Below are 20,817 nucleotides of genomic sequence, written 5' to 3'. Positions count from 1 at the left end.
GTCAGTCGGCGCTCACCCGCTGCTCGCGTTTGCGCCGGGCCCGGGCGGCGAGGAACAACAGGGACCCGACCACGACGTAGGCGGCGGAGCCTAGCCAGATGGGCCCGGTCTGCTGCGTCAGGAGCACGATGCTCGCAATGATCGCGAGGACCGGCACGAATCTGGGCGCCGTGAAGTGGTCGTGTTCGACTTTGTCCTTCTTGAGGACGATGACGCTGACGTTGGCGGACAGGAACACCAGGAGCAGAAGCAGCACGGTGGTTTCAGCCAGGGAGGCAACGTTCCCGGTCAGTGCGAGGACGATCGTCAATCCGGCAATGACCACGATGGAAACCCAGGGCGTGCGGCGGCCCGGCAGCACGCGGCTAAAGGCACGGGGAAGCAGTTCTGCTTCCGCCAATCCGTAGCCCACGCGGCTGGCCATGACCATGAACAGCAGCGCTCCGTTGGCAATGGCGATCAGGGCGATGAGGCTGAACAGCCAGGGCGGGATGCCGACGCCGCTGGCAGCGACGACGTCGAGCAGGGGTCCGGTGGACTCGGCCAGCTCTGCCGGGGGCAGGACGATAACCGCGCCGAGGGCGATGAGGAGATAGACCAGCCCTGCGGTGCTGATGGCACCGAACAGCGCACGGGGGTAGGACTTGGACGGGTTGCGCACTTCCTCGGCCATGTTTGCCGCCGCCTCGAAGCCGAGGAAGGAGAAGAAGGCCACGATCGATGCGGCGAAGGCGCCTTCGAGGGGCGGTATATCCGGTGCGAATTCAAGGAGCCGGGAGGGCTCCCCGTTCCCCGAGGTGAGGACGACGGCGGCGACGAAAATGACGATGACGAGACCGCTGACCTCGATGATGGACGCAACGAGGTTGGCAGTAAGGGACTCCCGGACGCCGCGCAGGTTGATCAGCGTCAGCAGGAGGATGAACACGACCGCTGCCGGGGCGGCAGGCACATCGATGAGGGCTGCCAGGTAGTCGCCCGCGAAGGCGTTCGCGAGGGTAGCGGCTGTGGTGATTCCTGAGGCCATCATCAGGAATCCGACGAGGAAGGACAGATAGGGGATGCCGAAGGCCCGGTCAACGTAACGCGCGGCGCCGCCAGCGTGCGGGTATTTGGTGATCAGCTCGGCGTACGTCGCGGCTGTGAGCAGTGCAACGACCAGTGCGATCAGCAGGGGTATCCAGATTGCGCCACCGATATCCGAGGCCATGGTGCCCACCAGGGTGTAGATGCCGGCACCGAGAGTGTCGCCAACGATGAACGCGAACAGGAGCGGCGTACCAACTGCCCGCTTCAGCCCAGTTTCTGGTTTTGACGCCTCCGAGCCGGAATCTTTTGTCATTGGGCTATTGGAATTCGTTTGCCATCCCAGCGCAAGAGAATCTTTATCTTCCGGAGCCTGCTTTGTCTTTCAGTCCTCCGATTGCGGCTGCCCGGAACGGCTGAGCCGGTAGGTGCGGCTGCGAACGGCCGCCTGACGGTGTGCTGCGCTTCTTGCGTGGTTTCCTGCGGCGGCGACGCTTGTGCTGCGAGTTGAACGGCGGCCGCGGAGCACCGAGCCGGTCCCCGGCCCAATGCCGTCCGCCAATCAGGATCCCCGCCATGACGCCGTACGCCCACGAATAGGGGAGGGCCACCAGGCCCAGGGTGCCACCCAGGATCACCAGCACGACGAAGACCGCGGGTGTGCCCAGCAGCACCAGGCCGTTCCTGGCCGGCAACGCCGGTGGAAACCGAAACAGCATCCAGCCGGCGAAGAACGAGGCCACGAGGACTGCACCGGCGGGCATCGGGGGCGACAGCAGGACAATCGCGGCCGTTCCTATTCCGAGCAGCAAGGCTGCACAGGCACCGTTGATCAGCGCGAGCCGCCGACCGCCGGAATACTTGCCGTCGGCGTCGGGCCTGCGCTTGTTCTTCGGCGCGAACTCCGCTCCGGCGTGCGGGCCCAGCCACACGGAGCCCGCTGCCATGCCGCCCGCGAGGATCCCGACGAACCACGGGCCCGAAGCGGGCACAGCCAGGAGATGCTGGTTGTCAATTGAGATCAGGGTCCAGAAGTTCACCATGAGGGACCAGGACATCACGGTGACAGCCCTGACCGACTGCGAAGCGACGCGCCAAACAAGGAACGAGTAGGCCGCACCGATGGCCAGGAACACTGAGGCTTCCAGGAGGCTGCTGCGGACCATCCAGCCGAACATTCCCAGCAGAAGACCTACCATGCCGGCGCGGAACATCAGCAGGTTCCGCTGGTCTTTCTTCCGCTGTTGTCTCTTGGCTTCGGCGACACTCACCGTCCAATCGTAGGGCGACGGCGGCATTCCCCCGTGCCCGCCCGCCCGGCTAGGACACGCTCAGTGCACCCAGTCCGGAAAGTGCTGCTGCAATGGTGGCTGCCGGGTCGGTGGCCTCGCTGTGCAGTGCCCACCAGCTGAGCGCTTCGAGGATTGCTGTGTGCACTGCCGTCCCGGCGGTGACGGCGACGAGCCCCCGTGCGTCTTCGCCGCGGCGCCGCGCTACGAACCCTATGATGGCGTGGCGCCAGGCCTCGAACGTGGCAGATTGGTTGGCCCGGAGCTCGGGGGTGAGTGCTATCAGCCGGAGCCGAACACGCATGACCGTGAGGTCCTCGGCGTTCTGGTCGAAAACCCGTGCGACGGCGCCGGCTACTGCCTCGAAGACCGGAAGACCGTCGTCGGCGTTATCGAGTTCCCGCGTGAGCGTCTCAATCGACGATTCGATCCCGCCCCAGACAATGTCGGCTTTGGCGGGGAAGTAGCGGTGCAGCGTGCGCACGCTCATCCCGACTTCCGCAGCGAGCGATCCCATTGACGCCTGGTCGTAGCCCGCCCGATCAATGAACCCGAGCAGCCTCGACCGCAGTACTTCCGGGTCGGCAAGGGGCGGCCGGCCGATCCGCGGTCTGTTGTGCTCCATCCGCCTAGCCTAGCCACTAGGCAGGAACAGAGTTATGGCATACCGTGACATAACTATCCGTGCACGTGCCAAGGAGGTCACTGTGTCTTTTCCTTTTCCCGATGTGTCCGCACAACCCATTGCCGATCTGATTGCCTTGAAGGGACGCGCGGCACTCATTACCGGTGGCGCGCAGGGGCTGGGCCGGGCAATCGCCGAGCGGCTCGCCGAAGCCGGCGCCAACGTCGCCCTCGCCGACCTGAACCTTGACCTTGCCGCCGAGGCCGCCCGATCCATTGGGGAGCGGTACGGAGTCACGGCCGTGGGCGTGCGAATGGACGTCACGGATGAAGAGTCCGTAGCGGCAGGCGCCGATGAAGCCGCCGCCGCGATCGGCGCCATCACTGTGTGGGTCAACAACGCCGGCCTCTTCCCCAGCGTGCCGGTGCCGGACATGTCGGTTCAGGCCTGGGACCAGGTGTACGCAGTGAACACCCGCGGCACCTTCCTGGGGGCCCGCGAAGCAGTGAAGCAGATGGCCGGCCGCGGAGGGGTCATCGTCAACATAGTTTCCACCGCAGGTTTCCAGGCGCCCGCGCCCGGCCTTTCCGCATACGTGAGCTCAAAACATGCTGTCCGCGGCATGACGAAGGCAATGGCCCTGGAATTCGCGCCGCTGGGCATCCGCGTCCTCGGCGTTGCTCCGAGCTACGTCCCGACCGAAGGCAATATGGCGATGGCCACGGCCATGATGGAGCAGGCAGCCGCGGCGGGAATCGAACTGCCGGAGATGGACGTCATGAACCAGAGCCTGATCGGGCGCACCGGCACCCCGGATGACATTGCCCGCGTTGTCCTCTTTGCCGCCAGTGACCTGTCCGCCATCATGACCGGCAGCGTCCTGCTCGCCGACGCCGGGGAGACGATCTAACGTGACACCGCGAAACAACACTGACCAGGATTACGACGTCGTCATCGTTGGCTTCGGCGTCGCCGGCGCCGCCGCAGCGATTGAGGCAGCGGACGGTGGTGCCCGCGTCCTCGTATTGGACAGCTCCTACGGCGGCGGCGCCAGCGCGCTGTCCGGCGGAGTGGTGTATGCCGGCGGCGGCACCCGGTACCAAACCGAGGCCGGCTACGCCGACAGTCCCGAAAACCTTTTCGCCTACCTCCGGCAGGAAGCCGGGGACGCCGTCGACGAGGCAACACTGCGCCGCTTCTGCCAGGAAAGCGCCGGGATGATCCCGTGGCTGGAGCGCCAAGGCGTGTCCTTTGGCAGCGCCGTCGCGCCTTATAAAACGTCCTACCCGACCGACAAGCACTACCTGTATTTCTCCGGGAACGAAAAAGCGCATCCCTACCGGGAAACGGCCACGCCCGCTCCACGCGGACACCGGGCGGTAGCCAAGGGCCTCGCCTCGGGGAAGGTCCTGTGGACCCACCTCGCCGAGTCAGCCATGCGGAAAGGGGTACGGTTCATCCCGATTGCCAGGGTCACCGGCCTCATCATGAACGACGGCGCAGTCAGCGGCGTGAAATACCGCGTGCTCGAGCAGTCCCACCCTGGCGCCGCACGCCACCGGCGGATGACGAAGGGCTCGGCCAAAATCGGCAACTGGGCACCGGATCTGGTCAAGGGAACCACGGAGCGTATTGCACGCATCTGGGAGGAAGGGGCGGTGGAGCGCGAAGCCCATGCCTCCACGGTGATCCTGTCTGCAGGCGGCTTTATCTACAACAAGGAGTGGGTGGCCAAGCATGCGCCGGAGTTCACGAAAATCTCGCCGCTCGGTACACCCGGCGACGACGGCAGCGGCATCCAGATGGGCATGGACGCAGGCGGCACAACCGCGAAAATGGGCAATGTCACGGCATGGCGGTTCCTTTCCCCGCCCAGCGCCTTCATCGAAGGGGTGACCGTTGGCCTCAACGGCCGCCGCATCGCCAACGAAGATCTCTACGGGGCCACGCACGGAAACGTGCTCATGCGCCAGTTCGGAGGCAAGGGCTGGGCAGTCTACGACGCCGACAACTGGAAGAAGGCCCGCCGGCAGTTCTGGACCCAGACCCAGATCTTCCACAAGCTCACGGCAGCGTTCACCTTCACGCTCGGCCACACACGTGCCCGCACCCTCGAGGCGCTCGCCGCGAAGACCGGTGTTGACCCGGCAGCAATGATGGAAACGGTCGCCGCGTACAACTCCGGAATCGCTTCGGATGCCGGCGACCCCGCGCACAAGGAAGCCGACGTGTGCCATCCCGTCACCAAGGCCCCGTTCTACGCGGTGAACATCTCCGACGACGCGTCACCCTTTTCGCCGATTCCCGGCCTGACCCTGGGCGGGCTGGTGGTCGAGGGGCAGACCGGACTGGTGAAGCGCGAGGACGGTTCCGCCATCCCTGGCCTGTACGCCGCCGGGCGCACGGCAGTCGGAGTCTGCTCCAACAGTTACATCAGCGGGCTGTCCCTGGCCGACTGTGTCTTCAGCGGACGCCGGGCCGGTGCGCACGCGGCGTCGCTCCTCGCTGATGCCACTGGCGTGCCGAGCGTTCTCGAAGAAGACCGCCCGGTCAAGTGACTGCTCAGGTTGCAGTGGTGCAACCTTCGGGGAGATAACGCTACTTAGCCGGTTTCCGGCTCAACCTTCGGGGAGATAACGCTGCCTGCAGCGCTCCAGAACAGCGTTATCTCCCCGGAGGTTTCAGCGGAGGGCCCTCAAACTGCGTTATCTCCCCGAAGGTTCAAGCCGAAGGCCTCAGGACCCCGTGGACAGTTACGGGGAACCATGGATCTTCCCCTGGTTGTGTGGTCCACTGACCTTGCGGCCCGAGCGTAGCGACGTTACGTGAAGCCCACCCCTCGGACCGCCGGTTTGGAAATCCGGCCTGATCCGAAGGAGCCGACATGTGTCGCTGGCTAGCCTATTCCGGTTCCCCCGTCCGATTGGATGACCTTCTCTATAAACCCGTCAACTCCCTGGTAATGCAGAGCAAGCACTCGCGCATGGGTGTCGAGACCACCAATGGAGACGGGTTCGGCGTCGGCTGGTACGGCACCGAACCAACTCCCGGCGTCTTTCACAGCACCGAGCCTGCCTGGCATGACCGCAACCTGCGCGAGCTCGCAGCACAGGCCTCCGCGGGCCGGGTCTTCGCGCATATCCGCGCCACCACCGGCACCGCCATTCAGCAAACCAACTGCCATCCGTTCCGCCACGGAAAGTGGCTCTGGATGCACAACGGTGTGCTCGCGGACTTCCCGAAGGTTAAGCGCGATATGGCCATGGCAGTGGACCCCAACCTCTATCCGGAGATCGAAGGATCAACGGACTCCGAGATGTTCTTCTACCTCGCGCTGACTTTCGGCCTGGAGGAGGACCCGCGGGCTGCGGTAGCCGAGGCGGTGGCGTTCATTGAAGACGCCGGCCGGCGCCGCGGCGTCGAACACCCCGTGCAGATGACGGTTGCAACCACAGACGGCGAGACAACCTGGGCGTTCCGCTACTCCACTGAGGGGGACTCGCGGTCCCTCTTCGTCAGCAGCGACGTCGCGACGCTGCAGGCGCAGTATCCGGAGCATGAGCTGCTCGGCAAACTCTCCGAGGATTCCCGGCTGGTGGTCTCCGAACCGCTCGGCGACCTCCACGGCGCCTGGCAGGCCGTGCCGGACGCGACGTGCGTCGTCGTCCACGGAGCTGAGCAGGAGCTGTACCCGTTTGTGCCCGCGGCTCCGATTGTTGCGGCAGTCTGAGGTCGAACACGCGGAGCACCTGACATTATGGGCAGGTGGAATCCCAGCCCGTAAACCAGCCCGATGAGGACGCAGCCCTTCGAATGTGGCAGGACTACGCTGCCGCACACCCGAACGCGGTGGCCGCGTGCCCGGAATACACCGTGGAGCATTTCGGGGATACACGGAGGCTGGCCGACGAGCTCCTCGCCCACGTCCTCAGCGGACGGAAACGCGCGACGTCGGAACTCGTCGCCGACTTCCTCGCCCGGGGAGACTCGGTACCCCGGATCGGCTCCCACTGGATAGCGTGCGACGGAACCGGCACGCCCCGGATCATCCTCCGCACGACCGAACTGCGGCTGGGATCCTTCCAAAGTGCTGATGCCGCGTTTGCCAGGGACGAAGGCGAAGACGATCAGAGCCTGGAGAGCTGGCAGCGTGAGCACCGCCGCTACTGGGCGCGGGTATCAGCGGCTCGGGGACGGGAATGGTCTGAAGCCGACGAAATAGTCTTCGAACGGTTCACCGTGGTCTGGCCGACCCGGCACGCAGACCTTCCCCAGGTTCTGTGGTCCACTGACCTTGCGGCCCGAGCGTAGCGACGTTACGTATCGGCTGGTACGGCACCGAACCAACGCCCGGCGTCTTTCACAGCACCGAGCCTGCCTGGCATGACCGCACAGACTCCGCCGCTACCTCACCGCTGGCCACGCTTGGGCATGACCGCCGTCGGAGGGACCCCAAATTCCTGCTTGAAAGCGCGGCTGAAGTGCGCTGTGTCGCTGAAGCCCCATCTGAAGGCGACTTCAGTAACCGTCGTGGAGCCGGTGGCGTCCGCCAGCTCACGCCGGCAGCGTTCCAGCCGCTGCTGGCGCGTCCACCGCGCCGCGGAGGCCCCCGACTCAGAGAAGACCAGATGCAGAGTTCGAACCGAGACTCCGTGGGCCGCGGCCACGGAGCTGACCGACATCCGCCGGTCGCCCAGATGTTCCAGAATGTATTCCTGGATCCTGGATAAGAGTGCAGCGCGCTCCCCGGCGGCCGCGCCCTGAAGGGGGACCACCGCCGTGTCGAGGAGATCGAGGAGGCTGCTCACTGTCCGGTTTATCGCCTCATCGCTCAGGCGGTCCATCTCGCGGGCAAGTCCGCGGAGCTGGTCCGCAGCGATGGAAAGCAAGCCGGCTCCCGGGCGCGCCGCGAGCGGGCGGCTCTCTCCGAGGGTTGATGCAATGGCCTGCGGGACAAACGTTGCCGGGATGAGCAATGAGACCTGGCGCTGCTGACCGGTGCTGTCGAAAGTGCCTCCGCGAATGCTGTCCCAGACGAACAGATCGCCCGGCTCGATGACGAATTGGTCGTCTCCGTAGGTGCACGTTAGCCGGCCGCTGAGCTGCAGCTGGATCCCCACCACCACAGGAGTGCCTGGGGAGGGGGAATACTGGCCCGCAAACGCTGCACAGTGCACGTCTGCAACCTGCACTTGCCGGGTCTTCCGGTGGCGGATGCGGGCGGCGTAGCTGTCCTCCAGTGACGTGGAGAGGTCCCAGTCCATGTGCAGTGCGCGCATCTTCTCCGCCCACGCCCCAAACCGGACCTTCTCAGGCAGGGCCTCGGTTGACCAAGTCTGCGCGGCAGTCATGAATCACCTCCCGTGGCATCTTCGTTGGACTTGTGACCACTGCTCACCTGGTGGATGGCCCCGCAGCAGGCATTCAGCTATTGCACAAACTGGCAAGGCGGGCTGCATGGACAGTCATGCGGTGGGCCATGAAGCCAGCCTAATGTGATTTAGATCATACGCGGTTGGCTGCGGACGGCTCGAGGCCGAATCTCCACACTCAGGCGGGGCCGCATCCAGAGCACTTGTTTCAAAGGAGAGACGATGGCTGAGGCCACCGAGCACGTAGACGTCCTGATCATCGGCGCCGGCCTGTCCGGCATTGGTGCCGCCGCGCACCTGGTTCGGGAGTGCCCCGGGAAGCGGTACGCCGTCCTGGAATCGCGCGGTGCCATTGGCGGAACCTGGGACCTGTTCCGTTACCCCGGTATCCGCTCCGATTCAGACATGTACACCTTCGGATATGGCTTCAAGCCGTGGACGGAACCGAAGGCCATCTCCGACGGGGAATCGATCAGGCGCTACGTCGAGGAGACCGCGGACGAGTACGGGATCACGGGGAACATCCGGTTCCACCACCGGATCCTGTCCGCGCACTGGTCCGCGGCCAAGGCGCGCTGGACCGTGACCGCAGAGCGGACCGACACGGGGGAAACCCGCGTTTTTACCGCCTCATGGGTCATCGCAGCCACCGGCTACTACAGCTATGAGGAGGGATACAAGCCGGCGTTCGAGGGTGAGGACCGCTTCGCCGGGCAGGTAGTGCATCCCCAGCACTGGCCCGAGGATCTGGACTGGGAGGGCAAGCGGGTTGTCGTCATCGGCAGCGGAGCCACGGCTGTAACGCTGGTGCCGAACCTCGCGGCGAAGGCGGAGCACGTGACCATGCTCCAGCGCACCCCCACCTACATCGCCTCCGTCCCCGCAGTGGACCCGCTGGCCGATGTCCTGCGGCGCGTGCTGCCCACCTCGGTGGCCTATCCGGTGCTGCGCTGGAAGAACATGCTGAGCCGGCACCTGCTGTACTCCCTGAGCCGCAGCAAGCCGGATGTGGTCCGCGCGAAGATCCGTAAGGACGCCATCAAGCAGCTTCCGGCTGGCTACGACGTCGACACGCACTTCAATCCGCCGTACAACCCGTGGGACCAGAGGGTGTGTGCCGTACCTGACGGTGACCTGTTCACGACGCTGCGCGATGGCCACGCATCGATCGTCACCGGAGGGATCCGCTCCTTCACGGAGACCGGCGTCGAACTTGAATCCGGTGAGCAGCTGCCGGCCGACATCATCGTGACCGCCACCGGGCTGAACCTGCGTTGGCTCGGTGGAATGACGTTGAGCGTCGATGGCGAGACGGTCAACATCGGGGAGCGGTTCGCCTACAAAGGCATGATGCTCTCCGGTGTTCCCAACCTGAATATGGTCAGCGGATACACCAACAACTCCTGGACGCTGAAGGCTGACCTGGTCAGCCGCTACGCCTGCCGCCTGCTGCAGCATCTGGACGCGAACGGCTACGTGTCCGCGGCCCCGGTCACTCCCGCAGGTGAAACCGCCAGCCCGTTCCTGGACCTGGACGCCGGCTATATCCGCCGCGGTGTGAGTGAGATGGCCAAGCAAGGCTCCCGCGTGCCGTGGCGGCTGCACCAGAACTATATGAAGGACATCCGGCTGTTCAGCGGCCGCCGGCTCGAAGACGGGAACATGGTCTTTCAGCGCCGGAACGACGGCGGTGCCCGCGCCCCGCGCGCGGGGGCCGCGGAGCTGCAGGCTCCCCACGAGAAGTTCGCGGTGGTGCGAGGGGGACAGGTCCGTTACCGCGACGAGGGGGAGGGCACGCCCGTCGTCCTGGTGCACGGCATTGGCCGCAGTCTCGAAGATTGGAACGAGCAGCACGAGCTGCTCTCCGGCCAGGGGTACCGGGTGATCAGCGTGGACCTCGCGGGGTACGGCGAATCCGAGCCGTTGGATGGAGCCTACTCGCTGCCCGCGCTTGCGCAGTTCCTCGAAACCTTCCTTGACGAGGCAGGCATCACGGAGCCGGCCCACTTCGCCGGCAACTCCCTGGGCGGCGCCGTCGTGATGCAGCTGGCGGCGCAGTCCCCCCACCGGGTGCGCAGCCTGGTGCTCGCAAACAGTGCCGGCTTTGGGCGGGAAGTTGCTCTGCCGGTACGCCTGATGTCATTCCGGCCGTTGGGCAAAATACTCATGGGCAAGCCCAGCCCCGCCTCGGCGCGAAGGCTGGAGCTGAGCCTGTTCCATGACCCGGAGCTGGTCACTGACGAGCGCGTGCAGCTCGGCCACCGCCTGGCCTCCCGGCCGCACGGCACCCGGGTATTTCTGGACACGGCCGCGGCGCTTGGCACGATCCGCGGCACTCGTGCAGAGTGGCGCCGGGAGCTGATGGAGGATTTGACCGCCAGCCGGGTGCCAACCCTTGTCATCTGGGGCGAGCAGGACAAGATCTTCCCGTTCACCCACCTCGCCGCCGCGGCAGGGCAGCTCCCGCACGCCATCACGCACGCCTTCAGCGACACCGGCCACATGCCGCAGATCGAGCGGGCTGAGGAGTTCGCGAAGCTCATCACCGGGTTCTGGGCCGAGACCCAGGCCAACCTCACGCCTGCCGGGGAAAGCAGCGCCTAACCCGCGGCCGGCAGCGCCCGCCTGCCGGCTCGCCCAGGGACGCTGTCCCGCCCGCCTGCCGGCTGGCAGGGACGCTGCCGCGCAGAGTTCCTCCCCTCCTGAACCGAAGGAATACACACCATGTCGAGTCTGCAGAACCTGGGTCTCGGGTCTTGGCCGCGCCGCCGCGCGATGCTGAGCCCTGACCACATAGCAGTGGAGTTCGAGGGGACGGAGACGACGTTCGCCCAGTTCGCCGCGCGGGTGGAAGTGTTGTCCGCTTGGCTTGCCCACAGCGGGGTCCGTCCGGGTGACCGCGTGGCCTACTGGGGGGCCAACCATGCGGTGCTGCTCGAGACCCTGTTCGCGGCGACGCGGATCGGGGCGGTCTGCGTGCTGGTCAACGCCCGGCTTGCCCCGGCCGAGGCAGAGTACATCCTGCAGGACAGCGGTGCTTCCGTGCTGTTCTTCGGCCGGGACCAGGCCGAGGCCACAGGGCTGATCGCCGGGAGGATCCCCGCGTCAGTGCTGGTGGACGTGGACGGCACGGGCGCAGGGACGGCGTACGCGCAGTTGCCTGGAGATTCAGTGCCGGTGCCGGAAGTCTGCTGCGGTCTGGATGACCCGGCCGTGCTGATGTACACCTCCGGCACCACCGGCCGGCCCAAGGGTGCTGTACTGACGCACGGGAACCTGTTCTTCAACGACATCAATGTCCTGATCGAAACCGATCTCCGCCCCGACGAGGTGTGCCTGGCTGCCGCGCCGCTGTTCCACATCGCCGGGCTTAACGGTCTGGTGCTGCCAACGTTCCTCAAAGGCGGCACCATCGTGGTGCACCGCAGCGTGGAGCCGGCGAAGGTATTCTCCGCAATCCAGGAGAAGGGGGTGACCAGCATGTTCGCCGTGCCGGCGATGCTCGACGCCTTGGCCCACCACAGCCTGTTCAACCAAACAGATCTATCCTCGCTGCGCACCATCGTGGTCGGCGGAGCGCCGGTGCCTGAACGCATCCTGCGGGTCTGGGCCGGGCGGGGCGTGGCCGTCCAGCAGGGCTACGGACTGACTGAAACAGCCCCGGCGGTGCTCAAGCTGGCCGCCGAGGACGGTATCCACAAAGCCGGGTCCGCCGGCAAGCCGCAGTTCCTTGTCGACGTGCGCCTCGTGGCACCGCACGGCGGTCCGGCGTCTTCCGGGGAAATTGGGGAAATCCAGACGGTAGGACCGAACGTTATCCGTGAGTACTGGCAGCGTCCCGAGGCCACCGCGTCGGCGTTTGCCGGCGGGTGGTTCCGCACCGGCGACGCCGCGGTGCAGGACGAGGACGGCTACTACTGGATCCGGGACCGGTACAAGGACATGTATGTCTCCGGAGGGGAGAACGTGTACCCGGCGGAGGTCGAGTCCGCGCTGCTGAACGTTCCCGGCGTCGCCGAAGCCGCCGTGATCGGGGTGCCGGATGAGCAGTGGGGCGAGGTGGGCAAGGCCTTCATCGTCCCCGAAGAGGGCGCCGAGCTCACAGCCGAAGGCATCCGTGCCGCCGTCGCCCACGCACTGTCCCGGTTCAAAATTCCCAAGCAGATCCAGTTCATCGATGACATGCCGCGCACCTCCACCGGCAAGCTGCTGAAGACCGATCTGCGCGCCCGCCAAGGAGCCTCCCGATGAGCACCGCAACCGCATCCGCCAAAACCCAGAACCATGACCCGCTGCTCTTTGAGGCGCTGCTGGATCCCTCGGAGCGGGCAGTGCTGGAGGACTTCCGTTCAGCCTTGTCCGGCATGGACGAGACCGTGCTGAACCGTGCGTGGGAGAGGGCGGAATTCCCGTTCGATCTCCTGCAGCCTCTGGCCGCCACCGGGCAGCTGGGCCGGCACTTGCACCCAGGAGCCGAACCCAGCCACCTGCTGCGCGGAATGCTCACCGCGGAACTGGCCCGCAAGGACGCCTCCCTGGCCACCTTCGCAGGAGTCAGCGGCTCGCTGTTCGGGCTTTCGGTGCGCCGCTTCGGATCACCCGCCCAGCAAGCCCGGATCCTGCCCGCGGTGGCCAGCGGTGAACTGGTCGGTGCGTTCGCGCTCACCGAACCCGGCTCCGGCTCCGACATCGCCGGCGGGATGAGCACCACAGCGCGCCGCGACGGCGACGGCTGGGTCATCAACGGCACCAAACGGTGGATCGGCAACGCCACCTGGGGCCATGAAGCTGTCGTCTGGGCCAAGGAACAGGGCGGAGACGGGCGGTTCCTGGGGTTCCTCGTCCCCACCGGCACCCCAGGATGGTCGGCCGAAAAGATTGAGGGCAAGTACAGCCTGCGCACCGTGCAGAACGCCCACATCACCCTCACCGACGTCCGCGTCCCGGACACAGCCCGGCTGCCCGGAGTCGAATCCTTCCGCCAAATCTCCGAAGTCCTGAAGTTCACCCGCCTGGAGGTTGGATGGACGGCCCTGGGCAACGCGGTCGGTGCCTTCGACGCGGCCCTGGCCCACGCCGTCAACCACCACCAGTTCGGCCGCCCGCTGGCACGGTTCCAACTCGTGCAGGACCTGCTCGTCCGCGCCGAAGTGAACATCACCTCCACCCTCGGCGCACTGGTCCAGGCCGCACGGCTCGCCGACCGGGACGAGCTGCAGGAGGAACACGCCTCACTGGTGAAACTCATGGCCGCGTCCCAGGCGCGCGATACCGTCGCCCTGTGCCGGGAGGTGCTCGGCGGCAACGGAATCGTGCTGGAGAACAAGGTGATGAAGCACTTCATGGACGCCGAAGCGATCTACACCTTCGAAGGCACGCACCAGATCAACACCCTGATCGTCGGTCGGGCCCTCACCGGCCACTCGGCCTTCGCCTAGGGGACCCGGGGAGCCCGGTGCCCTACGGTTCCTGGGTGCCGGGCCGGACGCCCGACCACGACGCCGTGCCGCCGGAACCGGGGAAGACGGTTTGCTTCATGGCACTGTCTCCGGCGACCGCGGGGGAGACGTAGTAGCCCGAAAGATCGGGCACGTCCGGGTCGTATGCCCCATACAGCCCCGGAGCGAGCGCCACGAGCCGGCCGTCCTTGAGCCTGCTGCTGAACCAGGCGGCGACTCGGTACTCCACGGATGCAGCATCCACGACCAGTGGATAGCCGGGGTACGCGGTACTGATACCGTCCGCGGGCGGCACCGCCACGCCGGCCTCGTAGCGGGCGCAGACGGAGAGGATTTCCCCGATCGTGCCCGTCCAGGCGTACGGGTCGAACGTTGCAGCCCCACTCGGCTTTTCCGCTAACGCGATGACGCCCCCCATCGCCTGCGTCAGCTCTTTCAACTGTGGTGCCATCGCGGACGGTGCGTCCGCCGCGATGCCCCGGAGCGTTTCATCGAGAGGGCCGACAGCATCCGGAGATCCGGCGAAGCCGAACGTCCCGTCCCCGATCCTCACGAGGGAGATTGCCTGGTACAAAGGCCCCTTGCCGTCGTTTCCGAGCAGTGCGGAGCAGGTCTGCTCTTCTGTTGCCTCAACCGCTGTTGCGCTGGAAGGAGAAGCAGACGGCGACGCCGGGACCGGAGAAGCAACCGCCTCCGACTCTGCGTTCGTGCACCCGGTAATAAGGAGCAGCAGGGCAAGGACAGGGACAGCAGCGGTTTTTCTCATGATTCCCCCGGAGAATGTGAACAGTCGTCTTACCCTACCGGCTGTCCAGCGCCGCGTGCGGGTAGCCGGACTCCCGCTGCTGGAACTGCAGCACGTCCTTGTTCTGGATGACGCCGCCGCGGATTTCGATGGCTTTCCGGATGGTCTCGTTCTCGTGCCATGCTTCGGGACCCGCAAGGACCGTCTCCAGGAAGGGCAGCAGCGCCTCGCTGATCTCCCAGCTGGCGGAGTTCCAGAGGTAGGACGGGCTGTGGTCCACGGCGTAGTAGCTGATGCGCTCGCCAACCTCGAACATGGGATCCGCGAAACTGGTGGTTTTCGCCCATTCGAAGCCCATGCCTTCGTCGCAGGAGACATCCACGATCAGGCTGCCGGGCCGGAATGCGGCCAGGTCCCCGGTGCGCAGGTAGGTCAGCGGCGCGTTGGGATCCTGCAGGGTGCAGTTCACCACGATGTCGCTTTCGGCGAGGAACGGGGCCAGCGGCACCCGGCCGTCGTCGGTGATGACCTCGCTCAGGAACGGTGCCTGCGGATCGTGGTCGAACTGGCTGATCCGCGCCGAGTGGATCGGTGAACCGACCGCCGCGACGTCGCGGTTGGTCAGCACCTGCACATCGTGGATGCCGTGGGCGTTCAGGGCGGTAACGGCGCCGCGGGCAGTGGCACCGAAACCGATGACGACGGCGCTCAGCCGCCGGCCGTAATCACCTGTGGACCCGGTCAGGGCCAGGGCATGGAGCACGGAGCAGTAACCGGCAAGCTCATTGTTCTTGTGGAAAACGTGGAGCCCGAAGCCGCCGTCGCTCTTCCAGTGGTTCATCGCCTCGAAGGCGATCAGGGTCAGCTTCTTGTCGATGGCCAGCTGCGTGATCGCGCGGTCCTGCACACAGTGCGGCCAGCCCCACAGCGTCTGCCCCTCCCGAAGCTCGGCCAGGTCCTCCGGCTGCGGCTTCGGCAGGAGAACGACGTCGGCCTCCGCCAGCAGCTGCGTCCGCGGGAGCATCCCTCCCACAAGCGGCTGCAGGACATCGTCTGCAACACCAAACGTCTCTCCGTAGCCCTCTTCAAGAATTAGCTGCTGCCGGAGTTCGGGTGCGACGCGTTCAAGGTGCAGCGGGTGGATCGCCAGCCGCCGCTCAGCGGGTTTCCGCATACTGGAGACGATTCCCAGCGTGAGGCCGTTCGAAGGGGCACTCACTTTTTGCGGCTCGCAGACTCGGTACCCGCGGCCTTGCCGGTGGGGCTGGGCGACTCTGCCGCAGCCCGCTTATCGGCACGTTTTTCCTTGATGGATTTGCTGGACTTGGCGGATGCTGATTGGCGCGGGGACTTGTCTGACATGTTCGCTCCTGTAGCGGAACCGAAAGGTTCCTGACCCCGCACCCTACAGGTTAAGGAACAGATGCGTCGGCCAGTGCCGGCAACGGCTGGCCAGGTCTGCAGCAGAAATCTTCAGTAGAAAGCCGGGCCGCCCTGCCAATGGGTGGCCCGGCAGCGGTCTGCTGGTTACTTCTGCTCGTCGTCCTTGTTTCCGTCGGCGACGTCCTTGACCTTGTCCTTGGCCTGGTCAACCTTCTCCGGGTTGTCCTTGGCTGCGTCCTTCGCCTTGTCTGCCATTCCGCCGAGATCTGCCATGGGGATTTACCCTTCTTCTCTGGGCCGGGGCGGGGAATCCTGCTGCCTCTGCCGGTCTTCCCATCGTCCACCCGGCCAACCGGCGGTGTCACCCCTGTTCCGCAGCCTTTTCGCTGCCGCCGGGAAAGCGGCGGTACCCGGCTGACGGCGTCGCGCCCCGGCGCAGGGCGCCCAATCCGCGGACCCGGCGTCGAATAGCTAGCGCGCCAGCGCCTCAGCGGCCCAGGCGTCGGTATAGAAATTCGGCGAAAGCGATTCCAGCAGCTCGGCGTAGACGTCCCGCTCGACGGCCTGCGCCGAGCCCTCCGGGACCGTGGGAGCGAACGCTGAGACGCCGAGGCCGGCCTGCCGGTCCTGCACGGTCAGCCCCGCAGCTTCCAGGATGGTGGGCAGCATGCTCAGCTGGTCAACGCCGGAACGCGGCTCGGTGGCCGTACCGCCGGGAACCCAGATCCGGTTGAAGATGGTGCGGTTCTCGTGGTGGTCCAGCTGCTCGTGGAAGGCGTCACCGGCGCTCATGTGCTTGAGGTGGTCGCCCATGATCACGACGGCGGTGTCCTCCAGATAGCCCTGCGCCTTCAAGTGCTCGACGAAGCCGGCGACCTGGGTCATCGAGCAGGCAAACGCAGAGGTGACCTTATTCTCGGTGTCCACGGTGCAGTAGTCGTAGATATGCACCGGTTCGTGGGTGTCCAGGGTCAGGACCGAGAGGTTGAACGGCTGGCCGGTTTCCTCGGACTGCGCGTGCAGCCTGTCGACCTCTTCCTTGGCGTTGGCCATCAGCCGCTCATCGCTGAGGCCCCAGTCGCTGCGGAAGCTGTTCTCCGGTTCGTCGGCAGCCCGCCAATCGTCCAGGCCCTTGACCTGGGAGTAGCCATGGCCGCTCAGGAAGGTGTCCTTTGCCGCGAAGGAAGAGCGTGCACCGCCCATGAAAGTGCTGGTGTAGCCCTGGTCCTGCAGGATGTCACCCAGACAGGTCACCCCGCCCAGATAGGTGTCCACATCGCCGCTGCCCACGCTCTTGGCATCGGTGGCCGCGCTGTCGCCGGCACCGAAAACCGTGCCCTTGAGCGGGATGCCGCACTGGGTGGAGACCAGGCCGGCCATAGTCCAGCCCCCTCCCTGGTACTGCTGGAAATCCTCAATGCTCTGCCAGCCGTCCGCTTCCTGCGTGACTTCCTTCAGGGGCGCAAAGGCGTCCTTCTCGAAGAGCTGGTCATCGGCAAGGGTCTGTTCCCCGGACTCCAGGTAGATCAGCACCAGGTTCCGCTTGCTGTCCGCAGCGGTAACGGTGGGCTCCACGTAGTAGTTGCCGACGTCGTACTTAGAGTTTGCTGCCTTGATGTAGTCCGCGATCCCCACCGTGGTGACGAATGCCGTGGTGCCGCCAACAACCACCGCGGAGACCAGGAACGTGGCAATCACCCGCATGGTCCAGCTCGGCCGGTGGGCCTGCCTGGCGGCGAGGTGCTTCCGCTTGTGGCGGCGGCGCTGCTGGAAGAATGCGATGGCCAGCGTCAGGAGCACAGGGGCGACGCCGATGGCCAGGATAGCGGTCCACACAATGGATCCGCCGCCGCCGTCGGGATCCACCGACTTAAGGTTGAGGAGCATTTGGCCGAAGGAGATCCGGCCCCACGTGTAGTGGATGACCCCTGCGGCGCTGAGCATCACCAGTCCGGCCCAAATCAGGACATAGACCAGGACGTGTCCCAGGGCGACGCTGCCGCGCCGGGTCGCATGCAGCAACCGACCGGACATGGCAGCACCTCGCATTCCTAATAAGCAGTGTGGGCAAAAAATCTGGCTGGCCTTGACATTAGGACAGCCCTTGGGTTCAAGCATCTTAGTTGGCTATTATGCCTCGTTCAACTGGGCATCATCCGCCTTCACCCCGGCGGTTGGTTCGGAAAGCTGCTTCCGACGGTACGTGCGGCGGGAAAAGTCCGGCTCTGAAGACCGCTGCGGGCGGGGGAATAGATCAGCCTGGGATCGCCTTGGTGTCCTCTATGAAAGCAATCGTCTACTCCGAGCCCGGAGCGTCCTCTGTCCTCTCCCTCACCGAGCGCGGGGTTGCCGATCCCGGCCCCGGCGAAGTGCGGGTCCGCATCACCGTATCCGGGGTGAACCCCACCGACTGGAAGGCCCGCGCCGGCGGTGTTCCCTTCCCCGAAGTGGTACCCAACCAGGACGGCGCCGGCGTTGTCGACGCTGTTGGCGAGGGCGTTGAGGGGCTGCAGCCCGGGGACCGCGTGTGGGTGTTCCTGGCCGCCCACGGCCGTCCCACGGGAACCGCACAGGAATACGCAGTCCTCCCCGCCGGTCGTGTGGTCCCGCTGCCGGACGGGGTGGGTTTCGACGTCGGTGCAAGCATCGGCGTGCCGGCCATGACGGCCCACCGTGCGCTCACGGTGCACGAGTTTGGACCGTCCCGGCTGTCTCCCGGGGCGCTCGCCGGCCGGACGGTGCTGGTCCAGGGCGGTGCCGGCGCCGTGGGGCATGCCGCGATCCAGCTTGCCGCCTGGGCGGGAGCGGACGTCATTGCAACGGTGAGCTCTGACGCGAAGGCAGCGCTGGCCCGTGCTGCCGGAGCCCGGCACATTGTCCGATATCCCGACGGCTCCGAAGCGGACCGCATCCGCGAGATCGCGCCCGACGGCGTCGATCACATTGTGGAGGTGTCCCCGGCGCAGAACGCGGAGCTCGACGTCGAGGTGATCGCCAACCACGGCAGTGTGGCCTACTACGCGGACAACGGCGGCGGGGAGTTCACCGCGCCGGTTCGCCCGAGCTTCGCCAAGAACGTCCGCTGGCAGGGTGTACTCATCTACACGGTAGGGGAGCAGGCGCAGCAGGCGGCAGCCGAGGACATCACGGCAGCGCTGGGCGACGGCGCGCTTCCGGTGGGCGAGGACGCGGGACTGCCGCTGACCTGGTTCCCGCTGGAGGAAACCGCCGCCGCGCACGACGCCGTGGAGAACGGTGCCACCGGCAAGGTCCTGATCCGGGTGGCGGACTGATTCGCTAAGGCCCGCGGCCGGGTTACCACCCGCCGCGGGTCGGAGTGTGGCCCTGCCGGGCATCGTCGGGCATCCTCATTTCGGCCCGCAGCCCGAGCAGCCGGATCGGCCGCCCGGCCTCGATCGCGCCTGCCAGGTCCAGCGCCCGCGCCAGGACCTCGGCGCGGTCGAAGGTCTCGGGGATCTTCCGGGCGTGGGTCTTGGTGGTGAACGGCGCGTACCGGACCTTCAGGGTCAGGCCGATGACGGGCCGCCCCTCCGCCGCCACGTCCTTGAGGACCTCGGCGGCCAGCTGCGTGACGGCGTCGTGCACCTGGTCCGGTTCGGTGAGGTCCGTCTGGAACGTGGTCTCGCGGCTGTGCCCGCGGGCCACCCAGGGAGTGTCATCGACCGTGCCGGAGCCGTCCCCGCGTCCCAGCGAGGCATACCAAGGGCCCATCTTCGGGCCGAACTCCGGCACCAGCGCCTGCGGATCCGCCGCAGCCAGCTCGGCGACTGTCTTGATGCCGAGCTTGGCCAGTCTGGCGGAGATCTTGTTGCCGACACCCCACAGTTCCTTGGTGGGTTTGGCGCCCATGACGTCGAGCCAGTTCTCTGCCGTGAGGCGGAAGATACCGGCAGGCTTGCCGAAATCTGTGGCGTTCTTGGCGCGGACCAGGGTGTCACCGATGCCCACGCTGCAATGCAGCTGCGTCCGTTCCAGCACTGCGGCCTGGATCTGCCGGGCGTACGCTGCGGGGTCCCCGGTTTCGACGCCGACGAACGCTTCGTCCCAGCCCAGGACCTGCACGACGGCGCCCGGCTGGGCGCGCAGGGTGGCCATCACCTCATCCGAGGCGGCGAGGTAAGCCTCGGCATCCACCGGGAGCAGCACGGCGTCGGGCACCTTCCTGGCCGCGATGCGCAGCGGCATTCCTGAACCGACGCCGAAGGCCCGGGCTTCATACGATGCAGTGGAGACGACGGCGCGTTCGGTGGGATCGCCACGCCCGCCGACGATGATGGGCTTGCCCGCCAGTTCCGGGCGCCGGAGCACCTCGACCGCCGCGATGAACTGGTCGAGGTCGACGTGCAGCACCCAGGGGATTGAACTCACGCGGTCCAGTGTGCCCCAGAACGGCTTTATGGTCACCCGGTGGAGGTTCGCTGAGACCAGGCCGTGGCGTTCCCGGCACAGCCCGCCCTGCCTTGGAGTTCTACCAGTCAGTTTTCGGCGGGGATCATAACTCGGCCACCTACGGTGATTACGGCATGCCAAAGGATCTCCCCGGAGCCGGCAAGCTGGTGTTCGGCCAGCTGGAGGCCGAAGGCGGGTTCCGCCTGATGGCCTATGACATTCCGGGACTGGACACAGCGGACATCTCCCTAACCGCGGGCCGGACGATACGGGAGAATGGCGCGACGATTACCGACCGCATGTTCTTCCAGTCCCTGCGTGGCCAGAGCCTGGACGAAGTCACCGCTCTGTGGGACAGCCTCGCGGACGGGGCAGAGATCATCGAACCTCTGGCGGCGTCGGCCTGGAGCCCTGGCTTTGGGATGTTGACCGACAGGTTCGGGGTGACCTGGGTGATTGATGTGGAGGCTCCCCGCGCCGGCTGACGCTCCTGGCCGCCAACCTGCCC

19 protein-coding genes are annotated in these 20,817 nt (G+C 66.2%); 9 read left to right on the top strand and 10 right to left on the bottom strand.

Annotated elements, in window-relative coordinates; all coding sequences use genetic code 11:
* Position 1 precedes the first annotated feature (1 nt).
* Genes LOC59_RS16330 through LOC59_RS16320 form a run of 3 tightly spaced genes read right to left on the bottom strand, consistent with a single transcriptional unit; the run spans position 2 to position 2,940 of the window.
* A complete protein-coding gene (locus LOC59_RS16330) occupies positions 2–1,342 on the bottom strand; it encodes an APC family permease (RefSeq protein WP_229973138.1) in 1,341 nt (446 codons plus the stop codon).
* A 43-nt stretch (positions 1,343–1,385) separates the two neighbouring features.
* On the bottom strand, positions 1,386–2,297 hold the full coding sequence (locus LOC59_RS16325) for a hypothetical protein (protein WP_229973136.1): 912 nt from the start codon (positions 2,295–2,297) through the stop codon (positions 1,386–1,388).
* Positions 2,298–2,346: 49 nt separating this feature from the next.
* Positions 2,347–2,940, bottom strand: a complete 594-nt coding sequence (locus tag LOC59_RS16320) for an acyl-CoA-like ligand-binding transcription factor (RefSeq protein ID WP_227896312.1) — start codon at positions 2,938–2,940, stop codon at positions 2,347–2,349.
* An 82-nt stretch (positions 2,941–3,022) separates the two neighbouring features.
* On the opposite strand from LOC59_RS16320, the gene LOC59_RS16315 reads away from it, so the two are divergent.
* From LOC59_RS16315 to LOC59_RS16300, 4 genes are all read left to right on the top strand, one after another.
* Complete coding sequence (locus tag LOC59_RS16315; protein ID WP_227896311.1) at positions 3,023–3,850, top strand: SDR family NAD(P)-dependent oxidoreductase; 828 nt, start codon at positions 3,023–3,025, stop codon at positions 3,848–3,850.
* A 1-nt stretch (position 3,851) separates the two neighbouring features.
* A complete protein-coding gene (locus LOC59_RS16310; protein ID WP_229973134.1) occupies positions 3,852–5,498 on the top strand; it encodes an FAD-binding protein in 1,647 nt (548 codons plus the stop codon).
* 404 nt (positions 5,499–5,902) lie between these two features.
* A complete protein-coding gene (locus LOC59_RS16305; RefSeq protein WP_331460484.1) occupies positions 5,903–6,670 on the top strand; it encodes a class II glutamine amidotransferase in 768 nt (255 codons plus the stop codon).
* Between the two features lie 83 nt (positions 6,671–6,753).
* Complete coding sequence (locus tag LOC59_RS16300) at positions 6,754–7,251, top strand: ASCH domain-containing protein (RefSeq protein WP_229973232.1); 498 nt, start codon at positions 6,754–6,756, stop codon at positions 7,249–7,251.
* A gap of 98 nt (positions 7,252–7,349) precedes the next feature.
* Here the strand turns inward: LOC59_RS16300 and LOC59_RS16295 are convergent, their stop codons facing one another.
* Positions 7,350–8,291 carry a helix-turn-helix domain-containing protein gene (locus LOC59_RS16295; protein ID WP_229973130.1) on the bottom strand — a complete coding sequence of 314 codons (942 nt, stop codon included), beginning with the start codon at positions 8,289–8,291 and terminating at the stop codon, positions 7,350–7,352.
* Positions 8,292–8,534: 243 nt separating this feature from the next.
* On the opposite strand from LOC59_RS16295, the gene LOC59_RS16290 reads away from it, so the two are divergent.
* From LOC59_RS16290 to LOC59_RS16280, 3 genes are all read left to right on the top strand, one after another.
* Positions 8,535–10,916 carry an alpha/beta fold hydrolase gene (locus LOC59_RS16290; protein WP_229973129.1) on the top strand — a complete coding sequence of 794 codons (2,382 nt, stop codon included), beginning with the start codon at positions 8,535–8,537 and terminating at the stop codon, positions 10,914–10,916.
* A 120-nt stretch (positions 10,917–11,036) separates the two neighbouring features.
* Positions 11,037–12,563: an acyl-CoA synthetase gene (locus LOC59_RS16285; RefSeq protein WP_229973127.1), complete on the top strand. Its 1,527-nt coding sequence runs from the start codon at positions 11,037–11,039 to the stop codon at positions 12,561–12,563.
* Positions 12,560–13,750 carry an acyl-CoA dehydrogenase family protein gene (locus tag LOC59_RS16280; protein WP_229973126.1) on the top strand — a complete coding sequence of 397 codons (1,191 nt, stop codon included), beginning with the start codon at positions 12,560–12,562 and terminating at the stop codon, positions 13,748–13,750. Before LOC59_RS16285 ends, LOC59_RS16280 begins: the two co-directional genes overlap by 4 nt.
* Before the next feature lie 22 nt (positions 13,751–13,772).
* On the opposite strand, the gene LOC59_RS16275 is transcribed toward LOC59_RS16280, so the two are convergent.
* The 5 genes from LOC59_RS16275 to LOC59_RS16260 form a co-directional block, all read right to left on the bottom strand.
* Entirely contained in the window at positions 13,773–14,537 is a 765-nt protein-coding gene (locus tag LOC59_RS16275; RefSeq protein ID WP_229973124.1) for a hypothetical protein, read from the bottom strand.
* A gap of 34 nt (positions 14,538–14,571) precedes the next feature.
* A complete protein-coding gene (locus LOC59_RS16270; protein WP_231713814.1) occupies positions 14,572–15,690 on the bottom strand; it encodes a N(5)-(carboxyethyl)ornithine synthase in 1,119 nt (372 codons plus the stop codon).
* A gap of 41 nt (positions 15,691–15,731) precedes the next feature.
* The gene (locus LOC59_RS16265) at positions 15,732–15,878 is read right to left on the bottom strand and encodes a hypothetical protein (RefSeq protein WP_227896302.1); all 147 of its coding nucleotides are present in this window, start codon (positions 15,876–15,878) and stop codon (positions 15,732–15,734) included.
* 165 nt (positions 15,879–16,043) lie between these two features.
* Entirely contained in the window at positions 16,044–16,172 is a 129-nt protein-coding gene (locus tag LOC59_RS16705) for a hypothetical protein (protein WP_269437266.1), read from the bottom strand.
* A gap of 198 nt (positions 16,173–16,370) precedes the next feature.
* The gene (locus LOC59_RS16260) at positions 16,371–17,933 is read right to left on the bottom strand and encodes a sulfatase-like hydrolase/transferase (protein ID WP_229973115.1); all 1,563 of its coding nucleotides are present in this window, start codon (positions 17,931–17,933) and stop codon (positions 16,371–16,373) included.
* A 248-nt stretch (positions 17,934–18,181) separates the two neighbouring features.
* Here LOC59_RS16260 and LOC59_RS16255 point away from each other — a divergent pair, with 248 nt between their 5' ends.
* Positions 18,182–19,192: an NADPH:quinone reductase gene (locus LOC59_RS16255; protein ID WP_227896300.1), complete on the top strand. Its 1,011-nt coding sequence runs from the start codon at positions 18,182–18,184 to the stop codon at positions 19,190–19,192.
* Between the two features lie 22 nt (positions 19,193–19,214).
* Here the strand turns inward: LOC59_RS16255 and LOC59_RS16250 are convergent, their stop codons facing one another.
* Entirely contained in the window at positions 19,215–20,288 is a 1,074-nt protein-coding gene (locus tag LOC59_RS16250) for a DNA polymerase IV (RefSeq protein ID WP_442860599.1), read from the bottom strand.
* Between the two features lie 50 nt (positions 20,289–20,338).
* On the opposite strand from LOC59_RS16250, the gene LOC59_RS16245 reads away from it, so the two are divergent.
* On the top strand, positions 20,339–20,794 hold the full coding sequence (locus LOC59_RS16245) for a VOC family protein (protein ID WP_229973227.1): 456 nt from the start codon (positions 20,339–20,341) through the stop codon (positions 20,792–20,794).
* Positions 20,795–20,817 lie beyond the last annotated feature (23 nt).

Source organism: Arthrobacter sp. zg-Y916 (assembly GCF_020907385.1).
Taxonomy (GTDB): Bacteria; Actinomycetota; Actinomycetes; order Actinomycetales; family Micrococcaceae; genus Arthrobacter_B; species Arthrobacter_B caoxuetaonis.
The sequence above is the reverse complement of the archived record's forward strand: the minus strand, read 5'-3'. Positions and strand labels throughout refer to the sequence as shown.

What these genes read in the sequence shown, in the direction of transcription:
- LOC59_RS16330 (WP_229973138.1), bottom strand. Translation starts at nt 1,342, where the DNA reads ATGACAAAAGATTCCGGCTCGGAGGCGTCAAAACCAGAAACTGGGCTG.
- LOC59_RS16320 (WP_227896312.1), bottom strand. Translation starts at nt 2,940, where the DNA reads ATGGAGCACAACAGACCGCGGATCGGCCGGCCGCCCCTTGCCGACCCG.
- LOC59_RS16305 (WP_331460484.1), top strand. Translation starts at nt 5,903, where the DNA reads ATGCAGAGCAAGCACTCGCGCATGGGTGTCGAGACCACCAATGGAGAC.
- LOC59_RS16300 (WP_229973232.1), top strand. Translation starts at nt 6,754, where the DNA reads ATGTGGCAGGACTACGCTGCCGCACACCCGAACGCGGTGGCCGCGTGC.
- LOC59_RS16295 (WP_229973130.1), bottom strand. Translation starts at nt 8,291, where the DNA reads ATGACTGCCGCGCAGACTTGGTCAACCGAGGCCCTGCCTGAGAAGGTC.
- LOC59_RS16290 (WP_229973129.1), top strand. Translation starts at nt 8,535, where the DNA reads ATGGCTGAGGCCACCGAGCACGTAGACGTCCTGATCATCGGCGCCGGC.
- LOC59_RS16285 (WP_229973127.1), top strand. Translation starts at nt 11,037, where the DNA reads ATGTCGAGTCTGCAGAACCTGGGTCTCGGGTCTTGGCCGCGCCGCCGC.
- LOC59_RS16280 (WP_229973126.1), top strand. Translation starts at nt 12,560, where the DNA reads ATGAGCACCGCAACCGCATCCGCCAAAACCCAGAACCATGACCCGCTG.
- LOC59_RS16275 (WP_229973124.1), bottom strand. Translation starts at nt 14,537, where the DNA reads ATGAGAAAAACCGCTGCTGTCCCTGTCCTTGCCCTGCTGCTCCTTATT.
- LOC59_RS16270 (WP_231713814.1), bottom strand. Translation starts at nt 15,690, where the DNA reads ATGCGGAAACCCGCTGAGCGGCGGCTGGCGATCCACCCGCTGCACCTT.
- LOC59_RS16265 (WP_227896302.1), bottom strand. Translation starts at nt 15,878, where the DNA reads ATGTCAGACAAGTCCCCGCGCCAATCAGCATCCGCCAAGTCCAGCAAA.
- LOC59_RS16705 (WP_269437266.1), bottom strand. Translation starts at nt 16,172, where the DNA reads ATGGCAGATCTCGGCGGAATGGCAGACAAGGCGAAGGACGCAGCCAAG.
- LOC59_RS16260 (WP_229973115.1), bottom strand. Translation starts at nt 17,933, where the DNA reads ATGTCCGGTCGGTTGCTGCATGCGACCCGGCGCGGCAGCGTCGCCCTG.
- LOC59_RS16255 (WP_227896300.1), top strand. Translation starts at nt 18,182, where the DNA reads ATGAAAGCAATCGTCTACTCCGAGCCCGGAGCGTCCTCTGTCCTCTCC.